Genomic DNA, 19,785 nt, shown 5'->3' on the forward strand with positions numbered 1-19,785 from the left:
CACCCATGACCGCACGGGAATCCGAGGGAACCGTCGTCGTCGCCGGACATCTTCTGGTCGACCCCGACGCACGTGACCACTATCTCGCGGGCTGCCGCGACGTGGTTCGGCAAGCCCGCGAGACGCCCGGCTGCTTGGACTTCGCCATCTCGGCGGACGTCCTCGACCCCGGTCGGGTCAACGTCTACGAGAGATGGGCGTCACGGGCGGCCGTCGAGGCCTTCCGTGGCAGCGGCCCGAGCGACGAGCAGGGCGCAGCGCTGCTCTTGGCGTCGGTGGCGGAGTACGACGTCGCCGCGGAGCGATTCCTGACCTGACGGGCCTCAGCAAACGTGCTTACGCATTGGTGACGCACCGCGTCGACGCGGCGAACCGATTATCTGTCGACTGATCGCTTCGGGTAGTCTCGACGGAATTGCGCGGACCTGCGGGGGAAGGCTCTCGAGCAAGCGGAGCCGCTGCCGATACTCACACTCCTGACGCCAAAGGCTGACCTATGCCAAACACCAAGAACGACGACCAAGGCCTAAAGCCGCACTTCGAAGACGTGCAGGCGCATTACGACCTGTCCGACGACTTCTTCCGGCTGTTCCTGGACCCCACCCAGACCTACAGCTGCGCCTACTTCGAGCGCGACGACATGACGCTCGAGGAAGCCCAGATCGCCAAGATCGACCTCTCCCTCGGCAAGCTCGGACTCAAGCCAGGGATGACCTTGCTTGACATCGGCTGCGGCTGGGGCGCAACCGTCAACCGCGCCGTCGAGAAGTACGACGTCGACGTCGTCGGCCTGACGCTGAGCAAGAACCAGCAGGCCCACGTCAAGCAACTTCTCGAGAAGTCGGACACCCCGCGGAACAAAGAGGTACGGCTTCAGGGGTGGGAGCAATTCGACGAGCAGGTCGACCGCATCGTCTCCATCGGTGCCTTCGAGCACTTCGGCAAAGACCGCTACGAAGACTTCTTCAAGATGGCCTACGCCGCGCTGCCGAGTGACGGTGTGATGTTGCTGCACACCATCATCAAGCCCAGCGACGAGGAATACCGCGAGCGCGGCCTCCCGATGACGATGACGAAGCTGAAGTTCTTCAAGTTCATCATGGACGAGATCTTCCCCGGTGGTGACCTCCCGCAGGTGGTGACCGTGGAGAAGCACGCCACGGCGGCCGGCTTCAAGCTCACCAGGGTGCAGCCCCTGCGCTTGCACTACGCGCGGACCCTCGACATCTGGGCCGCGACGCTGGAGTCCCGCCGCGACGATGCCATCGCCATCCAGTCCGTAGAGGTCTACGACCGCTACATGCGGTACCTGACCGGCTGCGCGGAGCTGTTCCACAAGGGATACACCGACATCGCGCAGTTCACCCTCGAGAAGGCCTGACCGCAGGTCGCCTCAGCTGGGTGGTGGCCGTCGTCCCGGCGGCCCCATCTCGGCACCCGCGGCGTCGCGTCGCCTCGCGGCCATGCCCGCGAGGGCCTCGAACACCACTCGGTGCGCGGCGTTCACCGTGAGCTCGGCATGGTCGTAGGCGGGGGAAACCTCCACCACGTCGACGCCAGCCACGTCGTGGTCGTAGCACAGCTGACGCACCATCCTCAGCAGGTCGACGCTGGTGATGCCACCCGGCTCCGGAGTGCCGGTGCCAGGTGCGTGGGCCGGGTCGAGGACGTCGATGTCCACCGACAGGTACAGCTTGTCGGCCTTGGCGAGCGCCTCGCCGACGGCGTCGACCATGACGGCCTTGAAGCCGCGCTCCCAGATCTCCTGCATGGTGTGCCACACCATGCCCTGCTCCTGCATCCATTCGAAGGTGTCCTGCGGCGGCCAGTACCCCCGCAGCCCGACCTGCACGAAGTGCGTCCCAGGGACCGCGCCGGACTCGATCAGGCGGCGCATCGGGGTGCCGTGACTGGCGAGGTTGCCGTCGATGATGTCGGCGGTGTCGGCATGCGCGTCGAAGTGGACGATGCCGACGTTCCCGTAGCCGTGCACGTCGGCGACGGCCGTTGCCGACGGCCAGGTGATCGAGTGGTCACCGCCGAGCACGACGGGCACGATGCCGCGGGAGGCCACCGCCGCCACGCGCTCCTTGATGTTCTGGTGTGACACCTCGGTCTGACCGTGCGGGCAGTACGCGTCGCCGAAGTCGACGACCTCCAGCCAGTCGAAGATCTCGAGCCCGAGATCCATGTGGTAGGTCCCGGGTTCGTAGGCGGTCGCCCTGATCGCCCGCGGACCGAACCGCGCGCCGGGCCGATTCGTCGTCCCCACGTCGAACGGCGCTCCGACGATCGCGACGTCCGGCCGCCACGAATCGAGTTGTTCGACCTCGGTGAGGAACGGGCGATGCCCGAAGGTGGCGAGCCCCGAATAGGGCAGGTCGAGCTGCTCGGCCATTCCCGGCGGCAGTTCGCGATGGGGTTCACCGTGGTGGTGGCCGTGGTCGTGGCTCATGGAGTGACGGTACCGCCATCGGGCGCGTTGCGCCCTTGAACAGCAACGGAAGTGAGCGCCTCCCGCAGCGGGGCCGGCAGCTCCCGGGACGTCCAGTCCTGCGTCGAGACGACGACGTAGACGTTGCGACCGCGCGTCGTCGGCACCTCGGTTCCGTCGGGGTTGCGGCGCACCACGTCGAACCCCAGGGTGAAACTCGTCCGCCCCGTCGACTGACAACGAACCTCGACCCGGACGTCGTCGCGCCACCGAACCGGTGTCAGGTAGTCGACCTCGGCGTGCACCGTCTGCAAATCGACACCCCACCGGTCGAACCCGACGATCGGCACGCCGACGTGGTCCAAGAAGCCGTTGGACGCCTCGTCGAACCACGTCAGGTAATGGCCGTGGAACACCACGCCCTGCTGGTCGACTTCGGCGTAGCGGGGAACGATCGGAAACGAGAACGCGTCGGTCACACGGGACACCCTGTCAGTCGACGCCTCCTGACAGACTCGGAGGCATGCAACTGGTCACCGTCGACGACATCCGTGCCGCAGCCGACCGAATCCGCGGATCGGTGCTCCGCACGCCGCTGGTACCCGCACCATGGGGCGATCCCGACCGCCCGCTGTGGCTGAAACCGGAGAACCTGCAGGCGATCGGCGCATTCAAGGTGCGTGGTGCGTTCAACGCGATCGCCCACCTCGACCCCGCCGTCCGGGCCAGGGGCGTGGTCGCCTACTCCAGCGGCAACCACGCCCAGGCGGTGGCCCATGCCGCGGCGACGTTCGGCATCAGCGCCTCGATCGTCATGCCCGAGGAGACACCGCAGATCAAGATCGACGCCACTCGCCGCCACGGCGCCGAGGTGGTGCTGTGTGCGGCCGGTCAACGCGAGAAGGTCGCCGAGGAGGTGGTGGCCCGCACCGGTGGGGTGCTGATCCCGCCGTTCGACCATCCCGACGTCATCGCCGGGCAGGGCACCATCGGGCTGGAGATCGTCGAGGACCTGCCCGACGTCGCCACCGTCATCGTCCCGGTCAGCGGCGGAGGTTTGGCATCGGGCATCGGCACCGCGGTGAAGGCGCTCGCGCCCCAGGCGCGGGTGGTCGGCGTCGAACCCGAACTGGCCGCCGACACCGCCGCGAGCCTCGCCGCGGGGCACCGCGTCGACTGGTCGATCGAGGACCGCAACCGCACCATCGCCGACGGGCTCCGGTCACAGCCCTCGGAGCTGACGTTCGCTCATCTGCAGAAGGTGCTCGACGAGTTGATCACGGTGTCGGAGAACGACATTCGTGCCGCGGTGCGGGAGATGGCGCTGCGGGCGCATCTGGTCGCCGAACCGAGCGGAGCCACCGCGCTGGCGGCCTACCTGACCCGGGAGACGCCGCCGGGGCCGACGGTGGTCGTGGTGTCGGGCGGCAACGTCGAACCGGCTCTCCTCGCCGAGATCCTCGCCGGCTGACTGGTACGTCCGTACCGGACTACCAGGCGAGTACCAGCGGGGTGGACACCTCGCACCTGTCTCGCATGGCGTGCGCCCACGCATCCTGTTCCGCGGCGGCCACGAGCAGCCTGCGACGGCCACTCCACCCGCACGAGCACCTCGCCGTGGCATCGAACCGTCCGAGCCGACGCACGGAGGCCACTCCTGCGTCCACCAGTAGTTCCGGTGCCGTCATGACGCCTCCTTAGCCGAACCTCGCGGCCCCCAACGCGTTCCATCATCGCGCGGGCGCAGCCTGGATTCGGTCTACGACAGGTCACAACTCGGCCAAGGACGCCTTAGTGCACGCCCTCCATGAGCTTGCTGATCCACCCGCTGATCGCGAACACCACCAGCCCGACCGCGATGGCGACCGCACCGAGGATCCCGAAGTACGCGAATTCCCTTGCGGGGTCGTAATAGCCGGCGAGTACGCCGGACATCGACGTGCCGAGGCCGACGGAGAAGAAGTAGAGCGCCATCATCTGCGCGCGGAACGCCTGCGGCGCCAACTTGGTGGTGACCGAGAGCCCGATCGGCGAGAGCATCAGCTCCGACACCGCGAACGCCACCAGAACGGCGGCGACCAGGAGCGCGGGCACCGCCTTGCCCGTCGTCCCCGCGAAGGGCAGGAATAGCAGGAACGCCACCCCCATCCCGATGACGCCGTAGGCGAACTTGCGGGGGGTGGTAGGGGCCCGGTTGCCGAGCTTGGTCCACATCGCGGCGAACACGGGGGACAGCAGGATGATCCACACCGGCTCGATCGACCCGATCCAACTGGACGGCGCCGTCCACCCGAAGATCGACCAGTTCATCCGCTCGTCGGAATACACCGCCAGCACGGTGAAGATCTGCTGGAACAGCGACCAGAACACCGCGTTGGCGACGAAGAGCGGGATGAACGCCCGCACCCTGGTGCGCTCGACGGCTTCGACCTTCGGGCTCCTGAGCATCACGGCGAAGTAGGCGACCGACGCCGCGATGATGACCCCTGTGGTCACCTGCGAAAGGTTCGCGAGCTTCACGACGCCTGTCGCCAACACCGCGGCGATCGCGGCCACGATCGCGACCAGCGCGCCCACGTAGACGGCGATCTTGTCGCGAGGCAACGGGTTGGGGACCTCGCGACCGTGGGTCCCCAGATTGCGGCGGAAGGCCACGTACTGGCCGAGGCCCAGCGCCATCCCGACCGCCGCCGCCCCGAAGCCCCAGTGGAAGCCCACGCTGGACTGCAGCAGTCCCGTGATCAGCGGGCCGACGAACGCACCAAGGTTGATGCCGAGATAGAACAGCGTGAAGCCGCCGTCGGCACGGGCGTCGTCCTTGTCGTAGAGCGTGCCGAGCAGCGACGACGCATTCGCCTTCAGCGCACCCGACCCGAGCGCCACCAGTCCGAGGCCGACACCGACGCCCGTCAACCCAGGCAGGACCGCCAGCGCGATGTGCCCCAGCATGACGACGGTGCCGCCGTAGAACACCGTCCGCTCCATGCCGAGAACGCGGTCGGCGACCCACCCGCCGAGCACGGTCGACAGGTACACCAGTCCGCCGTACGCGCCGACGATTCCCGTGGCCGTGGCCTGCGGAAGCCCGAGCCCGCCGTCGGTCACGGAGTAGTAGAGGTAGTACCCGAGGATGGTCAGCATCCCGTAGAACGAGAAGCGCTCCCACAGTTCGACGCCGAACAGGTTCACCAGTCCGATGGGGTGTCCGAACACGGTGCGTTCCGGTGCGCGGTCGTCAGTTCGTCCTTCCGTCATACGGTTACCCTGCCACGCAGGGCAGGCGGACAACGGGTAATGTCGCGCGCAATGGTCCTCCACGCTGGTGCTGGCCGTGCGCGGCCGCCTCGTGGCTCCGAAGGGGTACATGTGGACGCCGTGCTCGGCCTGTCTATGACGCCGACGTCGGTCGGTTTGGTTCTGGTCGAAGGCCAGGACGCCGACGGAGCGACGATGGATCGCGACTCCATCGCCTTCACCGACGGCGATCTGGCGACCTCGGAGCAGGCCACCGCGGCGGTCCTGCGCACGGAGGCGATCGCGGCCACCCGAGGCCTGCGCCTGCACTCCATCGGCGTGACCTGGAGCGAAGACGCCGATCTACAGGCCTCCCTGCTGATGGAGTCGCTGTCGGAGTCCGGCTTCGACAACGTCGTGGCGATCCGCATGCCGGAGGCCACCGAGGCGCTGGCCCGCGGCATCGCCGACGTACTCGGCTACGACACCACCGCGGTCTGCGTCATCGAACCCGAGTCGGTGATCTCGCTGATCGTCAACACCAGCGACGGTGCGGTGCAGACGGCGTTCAACCACTCCGTCGACTCCGACGACGCCCTCATCAGCTGGCTGAGCACCGTCTTCACCAGGGCCGACTGGGCGCCGGAGGCGCTCGTCGTGGTGGGTTCGGCCGGCGACCTCGACCCGCTGCTGCACCGGCTCGAAGACGCCCTGGCGGTACCGGTCTTCGCCCCCGAGGAGGCCAAGCTCGCGCTGGCCCGCGGCGCGGCCCTGGCGTCTGCGCAGAGCACGGAGATGCCGCTCGCCGCGCTCGGCGACGGCTTCGTCGTCGACGCCCGCTCCGACCGCACCGAGCAGTTGGCGATCGGCGCCAAGAACGAACGCCGGCGGAAACTGGCGACGGTCGGCCCGGCCGCGATGCTGGCCGTCGGCGCCGTCACGTTCGTGGTGTCGGTCTCGATCGCGGTCAGCCTGCAACTGACCCCCACGCGTATCGCGCAGCCGAGCGAACCCGTCCCCGCCGCCAGGGTCGAGGCCCCCGAGGTCGCCAGGGCCGATCCGCCCGTGGCGCCGCCGCCTGTCGCGGTCGTACCTGAGCCCGTCGTCGAAGCGGCCCCGCCGCCACCGCCCGAAACGGCCGCGCCGGTCGTCGACGAGGCACCCGTGGTGGTCGTCGACTCGCCTGCCGAGGCGCCGCCGGTCGACCAGGCACCCGTCGACCAGGCTCCCGCCGTCGAGCCGGACCTTCCGGCCACCCCGGTGGACCCCGCGCTCGCCCCGCCGATGGTCGGCACGCCGCTGCCGCCCAACGTCGCGCCTCCCTACTCCGAGCCGGTACCGGCGAAGAAGCCCGGCATCCTGTCGCGCATCAAAGAGAAGCTGACGCCCGGACCCGGCTAGTTTGACGACACCCCCTACGCCGACTGCCGGCACTGTTCTGCGCGTCGCGCTTCGCGCCGCGATCGTGCTTGCCGTGGTGTCCGCCCTTCTCCTCGTCGAGGTGACCTCCCGCTCCGGGGTGGCGTGGCGGCTCATCACCTTCACCTATCAGGCCAACATCCTGGCCGCGGCCTACTACGCGTGGACGCTGTTCTCGCCGCGAGCGGACGCCCGCACGGGGCTGCGCGGAGCCGTCGTGCTCTACGTCGTCGTCGCAGGGGTGGTCTGGAACCTGCTGCTGACCGGTCGCAGCATGGGCTACACGCCCGCGAACTTCCTGCTGCACGTCGTCGTCCCGATTCTCGCGGTCACCGACTGGCTCCTGGTCGGCAGGGGCACCAGCCTGGGGAAGTGGTGGCATCCGATTGCCTGGCTGGCGTACCCCGCGGCGTACCTCGGGGTGGCGCTCGTCGTCCTCAACCGGGTCGGGCGGCGCGCGCCGTACTACTTCCTGGATCCCGGGAGCGTCGGCATCGCCGCGGTGACGGTGAACGTGACCGTCCTCGCGGCCGGCTTCGTCGGCCTGGGGTACCTGCTGCTGGCGGCGGCTCGCCTGAGGTCGGCTAACACTTGACCGTTGCCGATCGATCTACCATCTAGCTAGGCCCGACACCCGGAGGTTGTTCAGATGCGTAGACACGTGCGATATGCGTTGGCGGTGGCGGGAATTGCGACACTCCTGCTGAATGGTTCAGTCGGTACTGGGCTGGCTGCGACCCCAGGACCCGTTGCGGTCGCAAACATCTCTCCGTCCGCTGGCCAGGTCGTCGGCGTCGCGATGCCCGTCACGGTGACCTTCGCGGAGCCCGTGGTCGATCGCGCCGCCGCCGAACGGTCGTTTGGCATCACCTCCCCGAACGCCCCGCAGGGCAACTTCACGTGGTTGAAGAACGACGTCGTGCAGTGGAGTCCGAGCGGCTACTGGCCTGCGCACTCGACGGTCGCGCTGTCGGTCGGTGGCGCCAAGACGAACTTCGAGGCGGGGGCGTCGGTCGTCGGCGTCGCCGATCTGGACGCCCACACGTTCACCGTCAGCGTCGACGGTCAGGTGGCGCGGACCATGCCCGCGTCGATGGGCAAGCCGAAGCACACCACCCCGATCGGCAGTTTCACCGCGCTGGAGAAGCAGTCGCCGGTGATCATGGATTCCCGCACCATCGGCATCCCGCTGAGCGATCCCGAGGGCTACAAGCTGACCGTCTACGACGCGGTCCGGGTCACCTGGGGTGGGGTGTACGTGCACGCGGCACCGTGGTCGGTGGCGTCCCAGGGGAGCGCGAACGTCAGTCACGGCTGCATCAACCTCAGTCCCGACAACGCGGCCTGGTACTACGACCAGGTCAGCATCGGCGACCCGATCATCGTCCAGGCGTAGCCGCGTGGAGGTTCTTCGCCGTCGGTGACGAGGCGACCTCGGCCGGGTCCGGATGGGTGCCGAGCACGCGGTCGGCGGTGCCCGAGCTGGTCACCGTGAACCAGTAGTGCTCGTTCTTGAAGTGGTGCTGACGGTGATTGCGCCAGATCGCCCGATAGAACCGCGTCGTGGGCTTGTAGTCGCTGTGAATCAGGTAGTGGCACCACTCGTAGCCGAGCCCGAGCGTGCCAAGGCACACCAGGAACGTCATCCCGAGTCCGATCCTCGGAAACGCAAGCAGCGCAACGGCTCCCGCGGCGGGCAGGATCCAGGTCAGGGCCTGCCACGGGATGAAGATCAGTGACACCTCCCGCGGGTCGCCGTGGTGCTCGCGGTGCTTTCGGGCCAACAGCGAGTCGACGGTCATGCCGCCGAGACGTCTTGGCCGCCAATGGAGTACGACGACGTGGACCAGCCATTCGAAGAACGGAAAGAGCGCCAGCATCACCGCGGGCACCAGCGCGTCGGTGACCTGCCAGTCGCCGACGGCGATCCGGGCGGCCAGCGCCGCGGTCAGGGTGGCGCCAATCATCCACGGCGACGGGTGGGTCGAGAACTCCCGCGCGGCGTCGGCGAGGGTGAAACCGCGGCGTTCGGGTCGGGTGGTCACCGGGCGGACTCCATCTCGTCGAGAGCGCTGAGTAGCGCGACGGTTGCGGGCTCGAGCAGCTCGCGGGCGGCCCGTTCGGCCGTCGTCGGATCACCGTTGCGAATGGCGCTCGCGACGGCTCGGTAGGCGTCGGGGCGTCCCACCTCGGCGGCCATCATGGCGGCCAATGCGGGCAACGCCGGTTCATAGGTGGCGCGAAGAGTGTTGTACATCAACCGAAATGCGATCGAGTCGGCGCCGTCGACGACGTGATCCCAGAACGTCAGGGCGTGCCGCTGCCGTTCGATCGCGTCGTCCTCGGCGGCGAGCGCGTCGACCGAGGCGTCGAGCAGTGCGGCCACCTCCGGACGGCGGCGGGCGGCGAGTTCGGCGATCTTGGGGCCGTTGTGCAACCGGGTCTCCAGGATGCTGCGGACGACGGTGACGTCGACCTCGCCCGCGCGGATCAGCAGCCGGGGGAGTAGGTCCAGTCCGGCGTGCCGGCGAAAGTCGCGAACGGTGGTGGACTCGCCCTGGCGCACGTCGACCAGGCCCGCCTCGGTGAGTCGCTTGATGGCCTCGCGGATCGCCGGTCGGGACACCCCGAGGATCTCGGCGAGGCGGCGCTCGCTGGGCAGCGCCTCGCCGGGTTGCATGTCGCCGTTGAGGACTTCGGCGACGATCTGGTCGAAGACGTCCTCGGGGACCGACTGTCGGCGAACGGGTTGCAGTGCCATGCCGTCACTCTGGCAGCGCACTGGCAAGAGGTCAAGTGGTAATACCAGTAGTGTGCGAACGCAGAGCTCGCGCCGTGTGGTCGTCAGCGGGCAGGAACGCTTCGATGCTGAGCTCCGCGGCGGTCAGGTCCAGGGCCGTGCCGAACGTCGTCACCGTGCCGAGGAAGGACAGCACCGTTCCGTCGCGGCCGTCCAGCCGTAGCGGGACGGCGACGGCCCCCAGGTCGTGGGTGGCGTCGAACCCGCCCGGGTACGCCTCGACCTCGGCGAGTAGCTCCGCCAGGGTCTGCGAGCCACTGACTGCGACCTCCCGTCGTAGCCGGCCGACGACGTGGTGGCGCCACTGTCCGAGATTGCGGATACGCGGCGCCAACCCGTCCGGATGCAGCGAAATACGAAGGGCGTTCGGCCGATTCAGCAGATCCGCGGCGACACCCTCCAGCAGGAGGGCGGCCCCGTCGTTGGCGGCGACCACGTCCCAGTCGCGATTTATGGCAAGGCACGGGTACGGCTCGTAGGCCTTGAGTACCGTGTCGAGGCCGTCGCGGATCGCGGCCATGTCGGGGTCGTCCCACCCGCGTTCCCCGTGCGCGGGTGCCAGTCCGGCGGCGAGCAACATCCGGTTCTGCTCCCGCAGCGGCACGTCCAGCGCTCTGGCGAGGCGGATCACCATGGCGCGACTGGGTGCCGACCGGCCCGTCTCGAGGAAGCTGACGTGGCGGGACGAGACACCGGCCGCCAGGGCCAGGTCGAGTTGGCTGAGGTGACGCCGTCGCCGCCACTTACGCATCAAGCTCCCGAACGGGGGAGTCGGCATGCCCATTCGCTACCTCCGAGGTAATTGTCCCCACTACCTCCAACACGCACGCTGGGAGGTGACCAGACGACGAAGGGAACGACCATGCGAGCCGCCCCGACCCCGCCGCCCATCCCGAGTTGGCTGCGCTTCGTCCTGAACTCCGACCGTGCCGGCTCCGCCTGGTACATCGGGCTCGGGTTCTTCTTCGCGCCAGCATTGACCCTGGTGTCGCCGTGGCCGGCGCTGACCACCGCGCTGTGGGTCGTCATCGCGCTCGCCGGGCTGTGGCTGGGGCTGCTTGGACTGGCGATGGCCACCGGTCTGGCCATCGTGCTGAGGTCCGGCGCGGAAATCCCCGAGGACTACTGGCGCTCCATCTTCGACTGGGACGCGCCTACGAAGCCGACGCCGAAGACCCCGTGTAGTCGACCTGCCAGTGCTTGATCCCGTTGAGCCAGCCCGACCGCAGCCGTTCGGGCTTGGCCAACGACTTGATGTCGGGCATCGCGTCCGCGATCGCGTTGAACATCAGGTCGATCGTCATCCTGGCCAGGTTGGTGCCGATGCAATAGTGCGCACCGGTGCCGCCAAAGCCGACGTGCGGGTTGGGGTCGCGAAGGATGTCGAAGGTGAAGGGATCCTCGAAGACGTCCTCGTCGAAGTTGGCGGAGCGGTACACCATCACGACCCGCTGACCCTTCTTGATCTGCACGCCGTCGAGTTCGGTGTCCTCCAGCGCGGTGCGCTGAAACGACGTGACCGGGGTGGCCCACCGGACGATCTCGTCGGCCGTCGTCGCCGGGCGTTCCCGCTTGAACAGCTCCCACTGGTCCGGGAATTCGGCGAAGGCCATCATGCCCTGGGTGATCGAGTTGCGGGTGGTCTCGTTACCCGCCACCGCCAGGAGGATCACGAAGAAGCCGAGTTCGTCGTCGGAGAGTTTGTGGCCCTCCACGTCGGCCTGGACGAGCTTGGTGACCAGATCCTCACCCGGGGTGTCGGCCCGCTCGGCGGCCAACGTCATGCCGTAGGTGATCAGTTCGACCGACGCGCTGATGGCGTCGTTGTCCGCGAATTCGGGATCCATGTCGCCGACCATCTGATTCGACCAGTGGAACAGCTTCATCCGATCCTCCTGCGGCACGCCCATCAGCCCGGCGATCGCCTGCAACGGAAGCTCGCAGGACACCTGTTCGACGAAGTCGCCCGTGCCCTCCGCCAAAGCCTTCTCCGCGATGTCGCGGGCCCGCTCGGCGAGCTCGCCGCGTAGTCGTTCGACGGCGCGCGGGGTGAAGGCCCGCGACACGATCTTCCGAAGGTGGGTGTGATGCGGTGCGTCCATGTTGAGCAACACGAACTTGCCGGTGTCGATCTGCGCGGCAACGGTGCCGTCGGCATACCTGGGGAGGGCCGTCTTCTCGAGGCTGGAGAAGACGTCGCTGCGTCGCGACACTTCCTTGACGTCCTTGTGCTTGGTGACCACCCAGTACCCGCCGTCGCCGAAGCCGCCGACCCCGTCGGGTTGGGAGTTCCACCAAATCGGCGCCACCTTGCGCATCTCCGCGAGCTCCTCGATCGGAAGGCGTTCGGCGTAGATGTCGGGGTCGGTGAAGTCGAATCCCGGAGGCAAGTTGGGGCTGGTTGCGGCGTTCGGCATGTCGTGGAAGCTCCTCACGATGACGCGGTCTAGCGGGATAAGGCATTGCTACACCACAGATCGCGGGTGCCGAGGCAGGTTCCCGAAAGTCGCGAGTAGAACGTGTTCTCGTTGGGCACCGGCCCCGGGGGAACACCTGTTCGGGGATTGCCCTGTAACGAAAAAGGGTCGATTGTGGATGGACCCAACAGCAACATCAGTCCCTGAGGCCACAGGGGGAAGGGGTCACGCAAATGAAGGCAACCACGACCGCCAAGATCGCGACAGCGGCGGCTAGTTGTGCAACCGGTTTGTTCCTCACGGTGCTCGCGGCGTCGCCCGCGGGGGCAGATCCCGTCGACCCCGCGCCGCCGCCACCGGCGCCGCTGACGGTCCTCCCCGCGCCCGGCCCGCCGCCAGGACCGGACGCCATCGTCCAGGCGGCCGCGCCCGCGGATGCCGCAGCAGTCCCCGGCGCTCCGGTGCTTGCGCCCGACGCCGCACCGCTGCCCGCGGCACCACCGAACGGAGTGCCGCACCTCGCCAGCCCCGACGCGCTACCCCCGGGGTCGACGCTGGATCCGCAGGGTCAGGACTCGCCGAACGTCAGCTACCTCAAGGACCTGTGGCAGGCCGTCCAGAACCACGAGATCAGCGGCAAGGAAGCGCTCATCATGGGCATGGCGCAGCGAGGGATGAACACGCCCATCCCCAACCAGGCTCCCGGCCCGAACGTGCCGATCACGCCTGGTGCTCCCGGGCTCGCGCCGCCGCCAGCACCAATGGATCCGCCACCAGCTCCGATGGGTCCGCCGCCGGCGACCCCGTAACGACCGACCTGGCTACCAGACCCGCACGTAGTCGACGAGCATGTCCGCCGGATACGTGCCGCCCGAGGGATCGCCGCCGCCGGAACCGGCGACCGCCAGGTTGACGATCGGATACAGCGTGTACCCGGGCGTGTTGAACGGCCAGTCCGGCAACGCGCTGGCCGGCACGTCGAAGTACGGCTGCGCGCCGTCGACGTAGTCCTTCCAGAAGCGGATCCCGTTGGCGTCCCACTGCGTGCGCCAGGTGTGCCAGGCGCTGTCGACCGCGATGGTCTGACTGGAGTACTCGCCGCCGTTGAGCTTGGCGTGCACGGTGGTGCCGGGTGCCCAGCTGCCGTTGCCGTACCACTCCATGATGTCGACCTCCCCGCCGTTGACGGGGTTGTTGTTGGCCAGATACCACGCCGGCCACGCGCCGGGGGTGAGGCAGTTCAGCTTGATCCGCGCCTCCCAGGTGGTACCGATCGGTCCGCGGTACTTGCCGAAGAGCTTCCCGCTGTAGAACGTGTTGCCGTCCTTGGCCGCGTGGAAGACGAGGTTGGACTTGCCGTCGAGGTACACGTTGCGCCGGTCGTCGCGGTACTGCCCCACGTTGCCGGGGAGTTCCCAAAACGTCGGGTCCTCCATCGACTCGCGCTCCGTCGCGGTCTCCCACTTGGACGCGTCGGGCGCCGAGCCGGCCGGGCCGTCGAACTCGTCGCGGAACAGGTACTTGACCGGCGCGGGAGCGGCATGTGCAGTTGCTCCGGGAAGGGCGACCGCGGCGCCGAGCACGCCGATCCCCGTCATCAGCATCCGGCGACGATCCATTTCAGGCATGTCGACCATGTAAGTCGCATCGTCGCGCCGGGTGCAAGTTGACGAGCACCGTGGATGGAGCGGTTGCCGTTGAAAATGCACTGCCGAGCTACACGCCGGCAGCCTCGTTGAGGTCGTTCAGCACCCCGGTGGCCTCCAGGTACTCCTGCACCCATCGCTCGATGACGGCGGAGGTGCGCTCCACCTTCGAGAGCTGACCGACCACCTGGCCGACCGGGTTGAACGCGACGTCGACGGTTTCGTTGGGGTACTTGTGCGTGGCGGCCACCGCCAGCCCCGACACCATGAACTGCAGCGGCATGCCGAGGGGCTTGGGGTTGTCCGGGTTCTCCCAGGCGTCGGTCCAGTCGTTCTTGAGCATGCGGGCCGGCTTGCCGGTGAACGAGCGGCTGCGCACGGTGTCGCGACTGCCTGCCTTGACGTAGGCGGCCTGCTGCGCCGGCGTGTTCTCGGCCTCCTCGACCATCAACCACTGCGACCCGGTCCACGCGCCCTGGGCGCCGAGCGCCAACGCCGCGGCGATCTGCTGACCGCTGCCGATGCCACCGGCCGCCAGCACCGGAATCGGGGCGACCTCCTTGACCACCTGCGGCCACAGCACGATCGAGCCGATCTCGCCGGCGTGACCGCCCGCTTCTCCGCCCTGGGCGATGATGACGTCGACGCCCGCGTCGGCGTGCTTGCGCGCCTGACTCGGCGACCCGCACAGCGCGGCGACCTTGCGGCCCTCGGCGTGGATGTGGTCGATCATGTCCTTGGGCGGGGTGCCGAGCGCGTTGGCGATCAGCGTCATCTTCGGATGCTTGAGGGCGACCTCGACCTGCGGCGTTGCCGTCGCCTCGGTCCAGCCGAGCAGCTGCAGCGTGCTTTCGTTGTCCTCCTCGGTCAGCGGAACCCCGTGATCGGTGAGGATCTTCTTCGCGAAGTCCAGGTGCTCCTGCGGCACCATGTCGACGAGCATCTTGGCCAGCTCGTCGGCGGACAGGTTGGAGTCCATGCCCTCGTACTTGTTGGGGATCACGATGTCGACGCCGTAGGTGTGGTCGCCGATGTGCTCGTCGATCCAGTTCAGCTCGACCTCGAGCTGCTCGGGGCTGAAGCCCACCGCGCCGAGGACGCCGAACCCGCCGGCCTTGCTGACCGCGACGACGACGTCGCGGCAGTGGGTGAAGGCGAAGATCGGAAACTCGATCCCCAGTTGGTCGCAGAGTGGGGTGTGCATGCCTGGTGCTCCTCGAAGTGTGGCCCCGAAGGACGACGGGGGCGGGCGAACTAGAACGTGTTCTAGTTTAGTACCTTTCCGCGGTTGTGGTGGTGACCGGGCGCATTCGGCTCGCCAATGCTTCGTCGAGACTTCGGTTGTTGACGAAATGAGGCCCGGAATCCGTCATCTTCCGTAGTCTCGACGAACTTCGACACGCGAGATCGCCGGAGGACCCCGATCGCGAAGGACCAGCCATGACGCACTGGCTCGACCACTCGCTGGTGCTGGCGTCGGACTATCGGGTCACGCACCCCGAACGCGTCGGGCCGCTACTCGAACGACGCGCGTCCGCCCTGCTCGACGTCGGAGCCCACCACGTGCTGGTGTACGCCTCGACCACCGATCCGGAGCGCGTCCTCGTCGTGATCGCGCTCCACGCCCGCGAGCCACTCCTCGACATCCTCCAATCCCGCATCTTCTTCGAGTGGTTCGACGCGGTCGGAGTCGACGACATCCCGGCAGTCTTCGCGGGCGAACTGGTCGAGCGGCTGGGACTGGGTGCGGGCACCAAGGACACCGTCCCCGGCGTCGTCGTGTCGATGGTGACGCCGGTGGGCGACCTCGAGATACTGCGCGACCACGTCAGGGACACCCGAGACGAGATGAGCCGCGCGGGTGTCCGACGGCTGTCGGTCTTCAGCGCCCTGGACAACCCGCTCGAAGTGATGATGCTGCTGCACATCGACGACGAAGCACACGCGCAGCACTGGCTGCAGTACTCCGAACTCGCCGCCGAATGGCTGACCGGGGCCGGTGTCGGCGCCTACCCGCCGGTGTTCGTCGGCCGGCTCCAAAGCCTGGTCCGCATCGACCCGCGCCGTCCCTGACCTACCCCCACCCGCAGCACGGGCCAACCCATGCGGAGCGCCTCGGCGGCCAACCCCGCCCTCGGATTGACCGGCCGGGGATGACCGATCACCCGCATCAGGGCCACGTCCTCGTCGCCGTCGGCGTAGAAGTAACTCTGCCGAAGGTCGACGTCGCGGCCCTCGGCGAACCGCGTCACCGCCGCGGCCTTGCCGCGACCCCACACGACGGGCGTGACGATGCCGCCGGTCAGCAGCCCGTCGGCGTCCACCTCGAAGTGGTTGCAGATGACGTCGTCGACGCCGAGGAAGCGGGCGACCGGTTCGGCGTGGATCGTCAACGCCGAGGAACTGAGCACCACGGTGTGCCCGCGGTCCTGATGGGCGCGGACGACGTCGTGCATCTGGGCGTAGACCCTGTGCTCGATGTGGCGACGAAAGAGGTATTCGCCGAGCTCGTCGAGTTCGGCCATCGAGTCGCCCCGCAGATAGCCCGCCGCGCGCACGACCAGCCGTTTGAACTCCATGCGGCCCAGCCGGTACCGCAGCGAGGCCTCGAGGACCCCGAGCACCTCACCGATGCTGGCCTGCCGGGCGTGCACCCGGTGGCCCGCGTGGGCGGTCGCGGTGAATCCGGACACCAGCGTGCCGTCCAGGTCGAAGAAGGCGCCGACCTTCTCACCGGGCGGGGCGGCGGCGATCTCGTCGAGCAGATCCGCCACGGACTCGTCAGAGGTCATTGCACTCCAGGTATACAGGTGGTGGCGGCCGCGCGAACCCGGAGGCCCCCGTCGGTCATGGGGGCAAACCACCCGGCTGATAGGGACGATGGACCACCCATCGGATAGGTTCGACGTGGCGGTTTCAAATTCAGACGGGGTTCAGCCGGAGCCCCCTGTGAACGAGAATCACGGCGCCGCGCAATTTTGCTGCGGTTGAACATGGAAGACGGGCTTTGAACGAACAACGGGAAACGACTGACGGCACTTCGATGGCACCGGGTTCGACCTGCGTAGTCACCGAACGATTGGTCGGACAGGTCGCCGTCATCGCCACCTCGGGTGTCGTCGACATGATCACGGCGCCTCAACTGGAGGACGCCATCACCGCGGCGCTTGCCAAGTCGCCCGCGGGCCTCGTCGTGGACCTGACCGACGTCGAGTTCCTGGCGTCGGCGGGCATGGGTGTCCTCGTTGCCGCTCACGACGCCGCACCCGAGGGTGTCGGGATCCTGATCGTCGCCGACGGACCCGCCACCAGTCGGCCCCTCAAGCTGGTCGGCATTGCCGACATCATGCCGTTGCACGCCACTCTGGACGAAGCGCTCGCGACCTTTACGGCCTGAGTACGCATAGTCGATCGATCGATTGGGTACCACCCTCGTTGAGATGATCGACTCCCTTTCCAAGACAGTTTCCAGCGCGGGGCGCTTCGAGCGGGTGGGCGTGCCTGCCGAGCCCGCAGCGGCCGCGCGAACTCGCGACGACTTCTCCCGGTGGCTGCAGGGCACCTTCGACCTCGATCCGTACAAGGCCAACGATCTCGTCCTCGCGATCTACGAGGCCCTCGCCAACACCACGGAATTTGCGTACGTCTCGATGGGTCTGACCGGAACCATGGATCTTCGCGCCGCGCACGACGCCTCGGAGTCGGCACTGTCGGTCGTCGTGGCGGATCGCGGGCAGTGGCGGACGGCCCCGTCGTTTCCTCCCGACCGCAGTCGCGGCCGGGGGATCGCCTTGATGAAGGCGCTGGCCGATCGTGCGTCGATCCAGACGTCGACCGGGGGCACCACCGTCCGCCTGGTCTGGGAAGGCATTCGTCGGCGCTGACGCACGGTCAGTCGAGGACGACCACGCCCTTGCCCGTCGGCAGCGGTAAGTCCAATGTCGTGCGGATGCCCGGCGCGGCGGCGATCACGTCGGGGATGGAGTTCACGATCCGGGCGGCGGCGGCGAGGATCGCCGCATACGGTGCGCCGCCGTGCGCGCTGGTGGGCACGATGTCGGCGAAGTACGAGGGTTCGCCCGTGATTTCGATCCGATACGAGCCGCCAGGATGCGCGGGCTGCGCCCAGTCTGGCCGGAGGTCGGCGCGCAGCCGGGTTACGTGCTCGACGACGATGACGGGCTTGCCGCCCACCATGCCCTCGATCTGGAAGCGCAGCGCGGCGACGGTGCCCTTGGCGATGTGCCCGGCCGCCACGTCGAGATCCTCCGGTGCCGGTTCCTGTTCGACGGAATCCCTGATCTCGTCGACCTCGACGCCGAGGCCGGCGGCCAGTTGTCGGATCGCGGTGCCCCAGGCGATGCTCAGCACCCCGGGTTGGAAGAGCATCGGGAATTCGCCGATCGGGTTGCCGAAGCCCATGACGTCGAACATCACCGTGACACCGTCGTAGGTGGAGTAGTCGGCGATTTCCATGGTGCGGATCTGCTGGATGCTCTGGCAGGTGCCCGCCAATGCGAAGGGCAGCAGGTCGGTGGCGAATCCGGGGTCGACGCCGGTGATGAAGACACTCGAATTGCCCTCTCGGGCAGCATCTTCCACTCGCTCGATGAACTTGTCGGGGATGACCTGCCACGGGTACTGCAGCACGCCGGGCGCCGAGCCGACCACGTTGACCCCGGCATTGAGCAGCAGGCGGACGTCGGCCATCGCCTCCTTGAGGCGGACGTCGCCCATCGCGCAGTAAACGGCGCACTCCGGGCCGGCGGCGATGATCGCGTCGAGGTCGTTGGTGGCGAGGACGCCGGTGGACGTGTCGAGTCCCGCCAGTTCGCCCGCGTCCTTGCCGATCTTGGTGTCGGAGGACACCCAGACGCCGGTCAGGTCGAAGCGCTCGTCGGTGATCAGCTGCTTCAGTGCGAGGCTGCCGCAGTTGCCGGTGCCGATCAGTGCGACGCGTATCGCCATTCAGGTCTCCTCACGATGGATGCCTTGGGAGTATGCGGCCCCAGGGTCGGAATTGGAACAGGTTCTAGTTCGGAATGGCCATGCGGTAGCCTGTCCCGTCATGGGACGCGTGGACGAAAAAGTTGCACTGATCAGCGGCGGGGCGCGGGGGATGGGCGCCGCGCACGCCAGGATGTTGGTGGCCGAGGGCGCAAAAGTGATCATCGGCGACATCCTCGACGAGGAGGGCAAGGCACTCGCCGACGAGCTCGGTGAATCCGCGCGCTACGTCCACCTCGACGTCACCGAGGCCGACCAGTGGGACGCCGCCGTGGCCACCGCGATCTCCGACTTCGGCAAGCTCAACGTTCTGGTCAACAACGCCGGCATCGTGGCGCTTGGCAAGATCGGCAGCTTCGACATGGTCAAGTGGCAGAAGGTCATCGACGTCAACCTCACCGGCACCTTCCTCGGCATGCAGGCCTCCGTCGAGGCGATGAAGACCGCCGGCGGTGGCTCCATCATCAACGTGTCCTCGATCGAAGGCCTCCGCGGTGCCCCGATGGTGCACCCGTACGTCGCGACCAAGTGGGCCGTCCGCGGTCTCGCCAAGTCCGCGGCGATCGAACTGGGCAAGTTCAACATTCGGGTCAACTCGCTGCACCCCGGCTTCATCCGCACGCCGATGACGAAGCACTTCCCCGACGACATGGTCACCGCCCCACTGGGCCGTCCCGGCGAATGCGACGAGGTAGCGACGTTCGTCGTCTTCCTCGCCAGCGACGAGTCGTCGTTCTCCACGGGCGCCGAGTTCGTCGTCGACGGCGGCCTGGTGACCGACGTGCCGCACAAGGATCTGTTCTAGCGCAGCCGACTGAGCTGCGGATC

The 19,785-nt window shown here is 67.9% G+C and carries 24 protein-coding genes; 12 read left to right on the forward strand and 12 right to left on the reverse strand.

The window, feature by feature from the left end; genetic code table 11:
* The first annotated feature begins 5 nt into the window (after window positions 1–5).
* Together ASD37_RS01125 and ASD37_RS01130 are read left to right on the forward strand one after the other, a co-directional pair.
* Window positions 6–317 carry a putative quinol monooxygenase gene (locus ASD37_RS01125; RefSeq protein ID WP_056546834.1) on the forward strand — a complete coding sequence of 104 codons (312 nt, stop codon included), beginning with the start codon at window positions 6–8 and terminating at the stop codon, window positions 315–317.
* 179 nt (window positions 318–496) lie between these two features.
* Entirely contained in the window at window positions 497–1,381 is an 885-nt protein-coding gene (locus tag ASD37_RS01130) for a cyclopropane mycolic acid synthase family methyltransferase (protein WP_056546837.1), read from the forward strand.
* A 12-nt stretch (window positions 1,382–1,393) separates the two neighbouring features.
* Here the strand turns inward: ASD37_RS01130 and speB are convergent, their stop codons facing one another.
* The gene (gene speB, locus ASD37_RS01135) at window positions 1,394–2,455 is read right to left on the reverse strand and encodes an agmatinase (RefSeq protein ID WP_156720678.1); all 1,062 of its coding nucleotides are present in this window, start codon (window positions 2,453–2,455) and stop codon (window positions 1,394–1,396) included.
* Window positions 2,452–2,913, reverse strand: a complete 462-nt coding sequence (locus tag ASD37_RS01140) for a thioesterase family protein (RefSeq protein WP_056546840.1) — start codon at window positions 2,911–2,913, stop codon at window positions 2,452–2,454. The genes speB and ASD37_RS01140 overlap by 4 nt, the downstream gene beginning before the upstream one ends.
* A 44-nt stretch (window positions 2,914–2,957) precedes the next feature.
* On the opposite strand from ASD37_RS01140, the gene ASD37_RS01145 reads away from it, so the two are divergent.
* Entirely contained in the window at window positions 2,958–3,905 is a 948-nt protein-coding gene (locus ASD37_RS01145; protein WP_056546845.1) for a threonine/serine dehydratase, read from the forward strand.
* Window positions 3,906–3,924: 19 nt separating this feature from the next.
* On the opposite strand, the gene ASD37_RS30745 is transcribed toward ASD37_RS01145, so the two are convergent.
* Both ASD37_RS30745 and ASD37_RS01150 read right to left on the reverse strand, forming a co-directional pair.
* Window positions 3,925–4,122 carry a hypothetical protein gene (locus tag ASD37_RS30745; protein WP_082569887.1) on the reverse strand — a complete coding sequence of 66 codons (198 nt, stop codon included), beginning with the start codon at window positions 4,120–4,122 and terminating at the stop codon, window positions 3,925–3,927.
* Window positions 4,123–4,225: 103 nt separating this feature from the next.
* Window positions 4,226–5,689, reverse strand: a complete 1,464-nt coding sequence (locus ASD37_RS01150; protein ID WP_056546848.1) for a peptide MFS transporter — start codon at window positions 5,687–5,689, stop codon at window positions 4,226–4,228.
* A gap of 111 nt (window positions 5,690–5,800) precedes the next feature.
* On the opposite strand from ASD37_RS01150, the gene ASD37_RS01155 reads away from it, so the two are divergent.
* Genes ASD37_RS01155 through ASD37_RS01165 form a run of 3 tightly spaced genes read left to right on the forward strand, consistent with a single transcriptional unit; the run spans window position 5,801 to window position 8,483 of the window.
* Window positions 5,801–7,069, forward strand: a complete 1,269-nt coding sequence (locus tag ASD37_RS01155) for a hypothetical protein (RefSeq protein ID WP_056546851.1) — start codon at window positions 5,801–5,803, stop codon at window positions 7,067–7,069.
* A gap of 1 nt (window position 7,070) precedes the next feature.
* The gene (locus ASD37_RS01160) at window positions 7,071–7,682 is read left to right on the forward strand and encodes a Pr6Pr family membrane protein (RefSeq protein WP_056546854.1); all 612 of its coding nucleotides are present in this window, start codon (window positions 7,071–7,073) and stop codon (window positions 7,680–7,682) included.
* Between the two features lie 54 nt (window positions 7,683–7,736).
* Entirely contained in the window at window positions 7,737–8,483 is a 747-nt protein-coding gene (locus ASD37_RS01165) for a L,D-transpeptidase family protein (RefSeq protein WP_056546856.1), read from the forward strand.
* Here ASD37_RS01165 and ASD37_RS01170 read toward each other — a convergent pair.
* The 3 genes from ASD37_RS01170 to ASD37_RS01180 are packed head-to-tail and all read right to left on the reverse strand — an operon-like array spanning window position 8,467 to window position 10,665.
* Window positions 8,467–9,132: a sterol desaturase family protein gene (locus ASD37_RS01170; RefSeq protein WP_056546859.1), complete on the reverse strand. Its 666-nt coding sequence runs from the start codon at window positions 9,130–9,132 to the stop codon at window positions 8,467–8,469. The genes ASD37_RS01165 and ASD37_RS01170 overlap by 17 nt on opposite strands.
* Window positions 9,129–9,848: a FadR/GntR family transcriptional regulator gene (locus ASD37_RS01175; protein WP_056546862.1), complete on the reverse strand. Its 720-nt coding sequence runs from the start codon at window positions 9,846–9,848 to the stop codon at window positions 9,129–9,131. The genes ASD37_RS01170 and ASD37_RS01175 overlap by 4 nt, the downstream gene beginning before the upstream one ends.
* A 31-nt stretch (window positions 9,849–9,879) precedes the next feature.
* Entirely contained in the window at window positions 9,880–10,665 is a 786-nt protein-coding gene (locus ASD37_RS01180; protein WP_056549591.1) for a helix-turn-helix domain-containing protein, read from the reverse strand.
* A gap of 84 nt (window positions 10,666–10,749) precedes the next feature.
* On the opposite strand from ASD37_RS01180, the gene ASD37_RS01185 reads away from it, so the two are divergent.
* Window positions 10,750–11,091: a hypothetical protein gene (locus tag ASD37_RS01185; protein ID WP_056546865.1), complete on the forward strand. Its 342-nt coding sequence runs from the start codon at window positions 10,750–10,752 to the stop codon at window positions 11,089–11,091.
* Here ASD37_RS01185 and ASD37_RS01190 read toward each other — a convergent pair.
* Complete coding sequence (locus ASD37_RS01190) at window positions 11,042–12,304, reverse strand: cytochrome P450 (protein ID WP_056546868.1); 1,263 nt, start codon at window positions 12,302–12,304, stop codon at window positions 11,042–11,044. The two genes, ASD37_RS01185 and ASD37_RS01190, sit on opposite strands and share 50 nt — an antisense overlap.
* A 233-nt stretch (window positions 12,305–12,537) precedes the next feature.
* Here ASD37_RS01190 and ASD37_RS01195 point away from each other — a divergent pair, with 233 nt between their 5' ends.
* On the forward strand, window positions 12,538–13,113 hold the full coding sequence (locus tag ASD37_RS01195) for a hypothetical protein (RefSeq protein ID WP_235567939.1): 576 nt from the start codon (window positions 12,538–12,540) through the stop codon (window positions 13,111–13,113).
* A gap of 12 nt (window positions 13,114–13,125) precedes the next feature.
* On the opposite strand, the gene ASD37_RS01200 is transcribed toward ASD37_RS01195, so the two are convergent.
* Together ASD37_RS01200 and ASD37_RS01205 are read right to left on the reverse strand one after the other, a co-directional pair.
* On the reverse strand, window positions 13,126–13,932 hold the full coding sequence (locus tag ASD37_RS01200; RefSeq protein WP_056549595.1) for a family 16 glycosylhydrolase: 807 nt from the start codon (window positions 13,930–13,932) through the stop codon (window positions 13,126–13,128).
* A gap of 88 nt (window positions 13,933–14,020) precedes the next feature.
* The gene (locus ASD37_RS01205) at window positions 14,021–15,154 is read right to left on the reverse strand and encodes a nitronate monooxygenase (protein ID WP_056546871.1); all 1,134 of its coding nucleotides are present in this window, start codon (window positions 15,152–15,154) and stop codon (window positions 14,021–14,023) included.
* Window positions 15,155–15,390: 236 nt separating this feature from the next.
* Between ASD37_RS01205 and ASD37_RS01210 the strand changes: the two genes are divergently transcribed.
* Complete coding sequence (locus tag ASD37_RS01210; protein ID WP_056546874.1) at window positions 15,391–16,023, forward strand: hypothetical protein; 633 nt, start codon at window positions 15,391–15,393, stop codon at window positions 16,021–16,023.
* Here the strand turns inward: ASD37_RS01210 and ASD37_RS01215 are convergent.
* On the reverse strand, window positions 15,960–16,742 hold the full coding sequence (locus ASD37_RS01215; RefSeq protein WP_056546877.1) for an HAD family phosphatase: 783 nt from the start codon (window positions 16,740–16,742) through the stop codon (window positions 15,960–15,962). The two genes, ASD37_RS01210 and ASD37_RS01215, sit on opposite strands and share 64 nt — an antisense overlap.
* A gap of 251 nt (window positions 16,743–16,993) precedes the next feature.
* Between ASD37_RS01215 and ASD37_RS01220 the strand changes: the two genes are divergently transcribed.
* Both ASD37_RS01220 and ASD37_RS01225 read left to right on the forward strand, forming a co-directional pair.
* The gene (locus ASD37_RS01220) at window positions 16,994–17,347 is read left to right on the forward strand and encodes an STAS domain-containing protein (protein WP_056546881.1); all 354 of its coding nucleotides are present in this window, start codon (window positions 16,994–16,996) and stop codon (window positions 17,345–17,347) included.
* A 43-nt stretch (window positions 17,348–17,390) separates the two neighbouring features.
* On the forward strand, window positions 17,391–17,834 hold the full coding sequence (locus ASD37_RS01225; protein WP_056546885.1) for an ATP-binding protein: 444 nt from the start codon (window positions 17,391–17,393) through the stop codon (window positions 17,832–17,834).
* A 7-nt stretch (window positions 17,835–17,841) separates the two neighbouring features.
* Here the strand turns inward: ASD37_RS01225 and ASD37_RS01230 are convergent, their stop codons facing one another.
* On the reverse strand, window positions 17,842–18,918 hold the full coding sequence (locus ASD37_RS01230) for a diacylglycerol kinase (protein WP_056546888.1): 1,077 nt from the start codon (window positions 18,916–18,918) through the stop codon (window positions 17,842–17,844).
* Between the two features lie 100 nt (window positions 18,919–19,018).
* On the opposite strand from ASD37_RS01230, the gene ASD37_RS01235 reads away from it, so the two are divergent.
* Window positions 19,019–19,762, forward strand: a complete 744-nt coding sequence (locus ASD37_RS01235) for a glucose 1-dehydrogenase (RefSeq protein ID WP_056546891.1) — start codon at window positions 19,019–19,021, stop codon at window positions 19,760–19,762.
* Window positions 19,763–19,785: the final 23 nt, after the last annotated feature.

The sequence above is a fragment of the Mycobacterium sp. Root135 genome, from assembly GCF_001426545.1.
Classification (GTDB): domain Bacteria; phylum Actinomycetota; class Actinomycetes; order Mycobacteriales; family Mycobacteriaceae; genus Mycobacterium.

Bases quoted from the DNA above. Each gene is read 5' to 3' on its own strand.
- ASD37_RS01125 (WP_056546834.1), top strand. From the start codon at position 6: ATGACCGCACGGGAATCCGAGGGAACCGTCGTCGTCGCCGGACATCTT.
- ASD37_RS01130 (WP_056546837.1), top strand. From the start codon at position 497: ATGCCAAACACCAAGAACGACGACCAAGGCCTAAAGCCGCACTTCGAA.
- speB (WP_156720678.1), bottom strand. From the start codon at position 2,455: ATGAGCCACGACCACGGCCACCACCACGGTGAACCCCATCGCGAACTG.
- ASD37_RS01145 (WP_056546845.1), top strand. From the start codon at position 2,958: ATGCAACTGGTCACCGTCGACGACATCCGTGCCGCAGCCGACCGAATC.
- ASD37_RS30745 (WP_082569887.1), bottom strand. From the start codon at position 4,122: ATGACGGCACCGGAACTACTGGTGGACGCAGGAGTGGCCTCCGTGCGT.
- ASD37_RS01150 (WP_056546848.1), bottom strand. From the start codon at position 5,689: ATGACGGAAGGACGAACTGACGACCGCGCACCGGAACGCACCGTGTTC.
- ASD37_RS01165 (WP_056546856.1), top strand. From the start codon at position 7,737: ATGCGTAGACACGTGCGATATGCGTTGGCGGTGGCGGGAATTGCGACA.
- ASD37_RS01175 (WP_056546862.1), bottom strand. From the start codon at position 9,848: ATGGCACTGCAACCCGTTCGCCGACAGTCGGTCCCCGAGGACGTCTTC.
- ASD37_RS01180 (WP_056549591.1), bottom strand. From the start codon at position 10,665: ATGCCGACTCCCCCGTTCGGGAGCTTGATGCGTAAGTGGCGGCGACGG.
- ASD37_RS01185 (WP_056546865.1), top strand. From the start codon at position 10,750: ATGCGAGCCGCCCCGACCCCGCCGCCCATCCCGAGTTGGCTGCGCTTC.
- ASD37_RS01190 (WP_056546868.1), bottom strand. From the start codon at position 12,304: ATGCCGAACGCCGCAACCAGCCCCAACTTGCCTCCGGGATTCGACTTC.
- ASD37_RS01195 (WP_235567939.1), top strand. From the start codon at position 12,538: ATGAAGGCAACCACGACCGCCAAGATCGCGACAGCGGCGGCTAGTTGT.
- ASD37_RS01200 (WP_056549595.1), bottom strand. From the start codon at position 13,932: ATGCCTGAAATGGATCGTCGCCGGATGCTGATGACGGGGATCGGCGTG.
- ASD37_RS01205 (WP_056546871.1), bottom strand. From the start codon at position 15,154: ATGCACACCCCACTCTGCGACCAACTGGGGATCGAGTTTCCGATCTTC.
- ASD37_RS01210 (WP_056546874.1), top strand. From the start codon at position 15,391: ATGACGCACTGGCTCGACCACTCGCTGGTGCTGGCGTCGGACTATCGG.
- ASD37_RS01215 (WP_056546877.1), bottom strand. From the start codon at position 16,742: ATGACCTCTGACGAGTCCGTGGCGGATCTGCTCGACGAGATCGCCGCC.
- ASD37_RS01220 (WP_056546881.1), top strand. From the start codon at position 16,994: ATGGCACCGGGTTCGACCTGCGTAGTCACCGAACGATTGGTCGGACAG.
- ASD37_RS01225 (WP_056546885.1), top strand. From the start codon at position 17,391: ATGATCGACTCCCTTTCCAAGACAGTTTCCAGCGCGGGGCGCTTCGAG.
- ASD37_RS01230 (WP_056546888.1), bottom strand. From the start codon at position 18,918: ATGGCGATACGCGTCGCACTGATCGGCACCGGCAACTGCGGCAGCCTC.
- ASD37_RS01235 (WP_056546891.1), top strand. From the start codon at position 19,019: ATGGGACGCGTGGACGAAAAAGTTGCACTGATCAGCGGCGGGGCGCGG.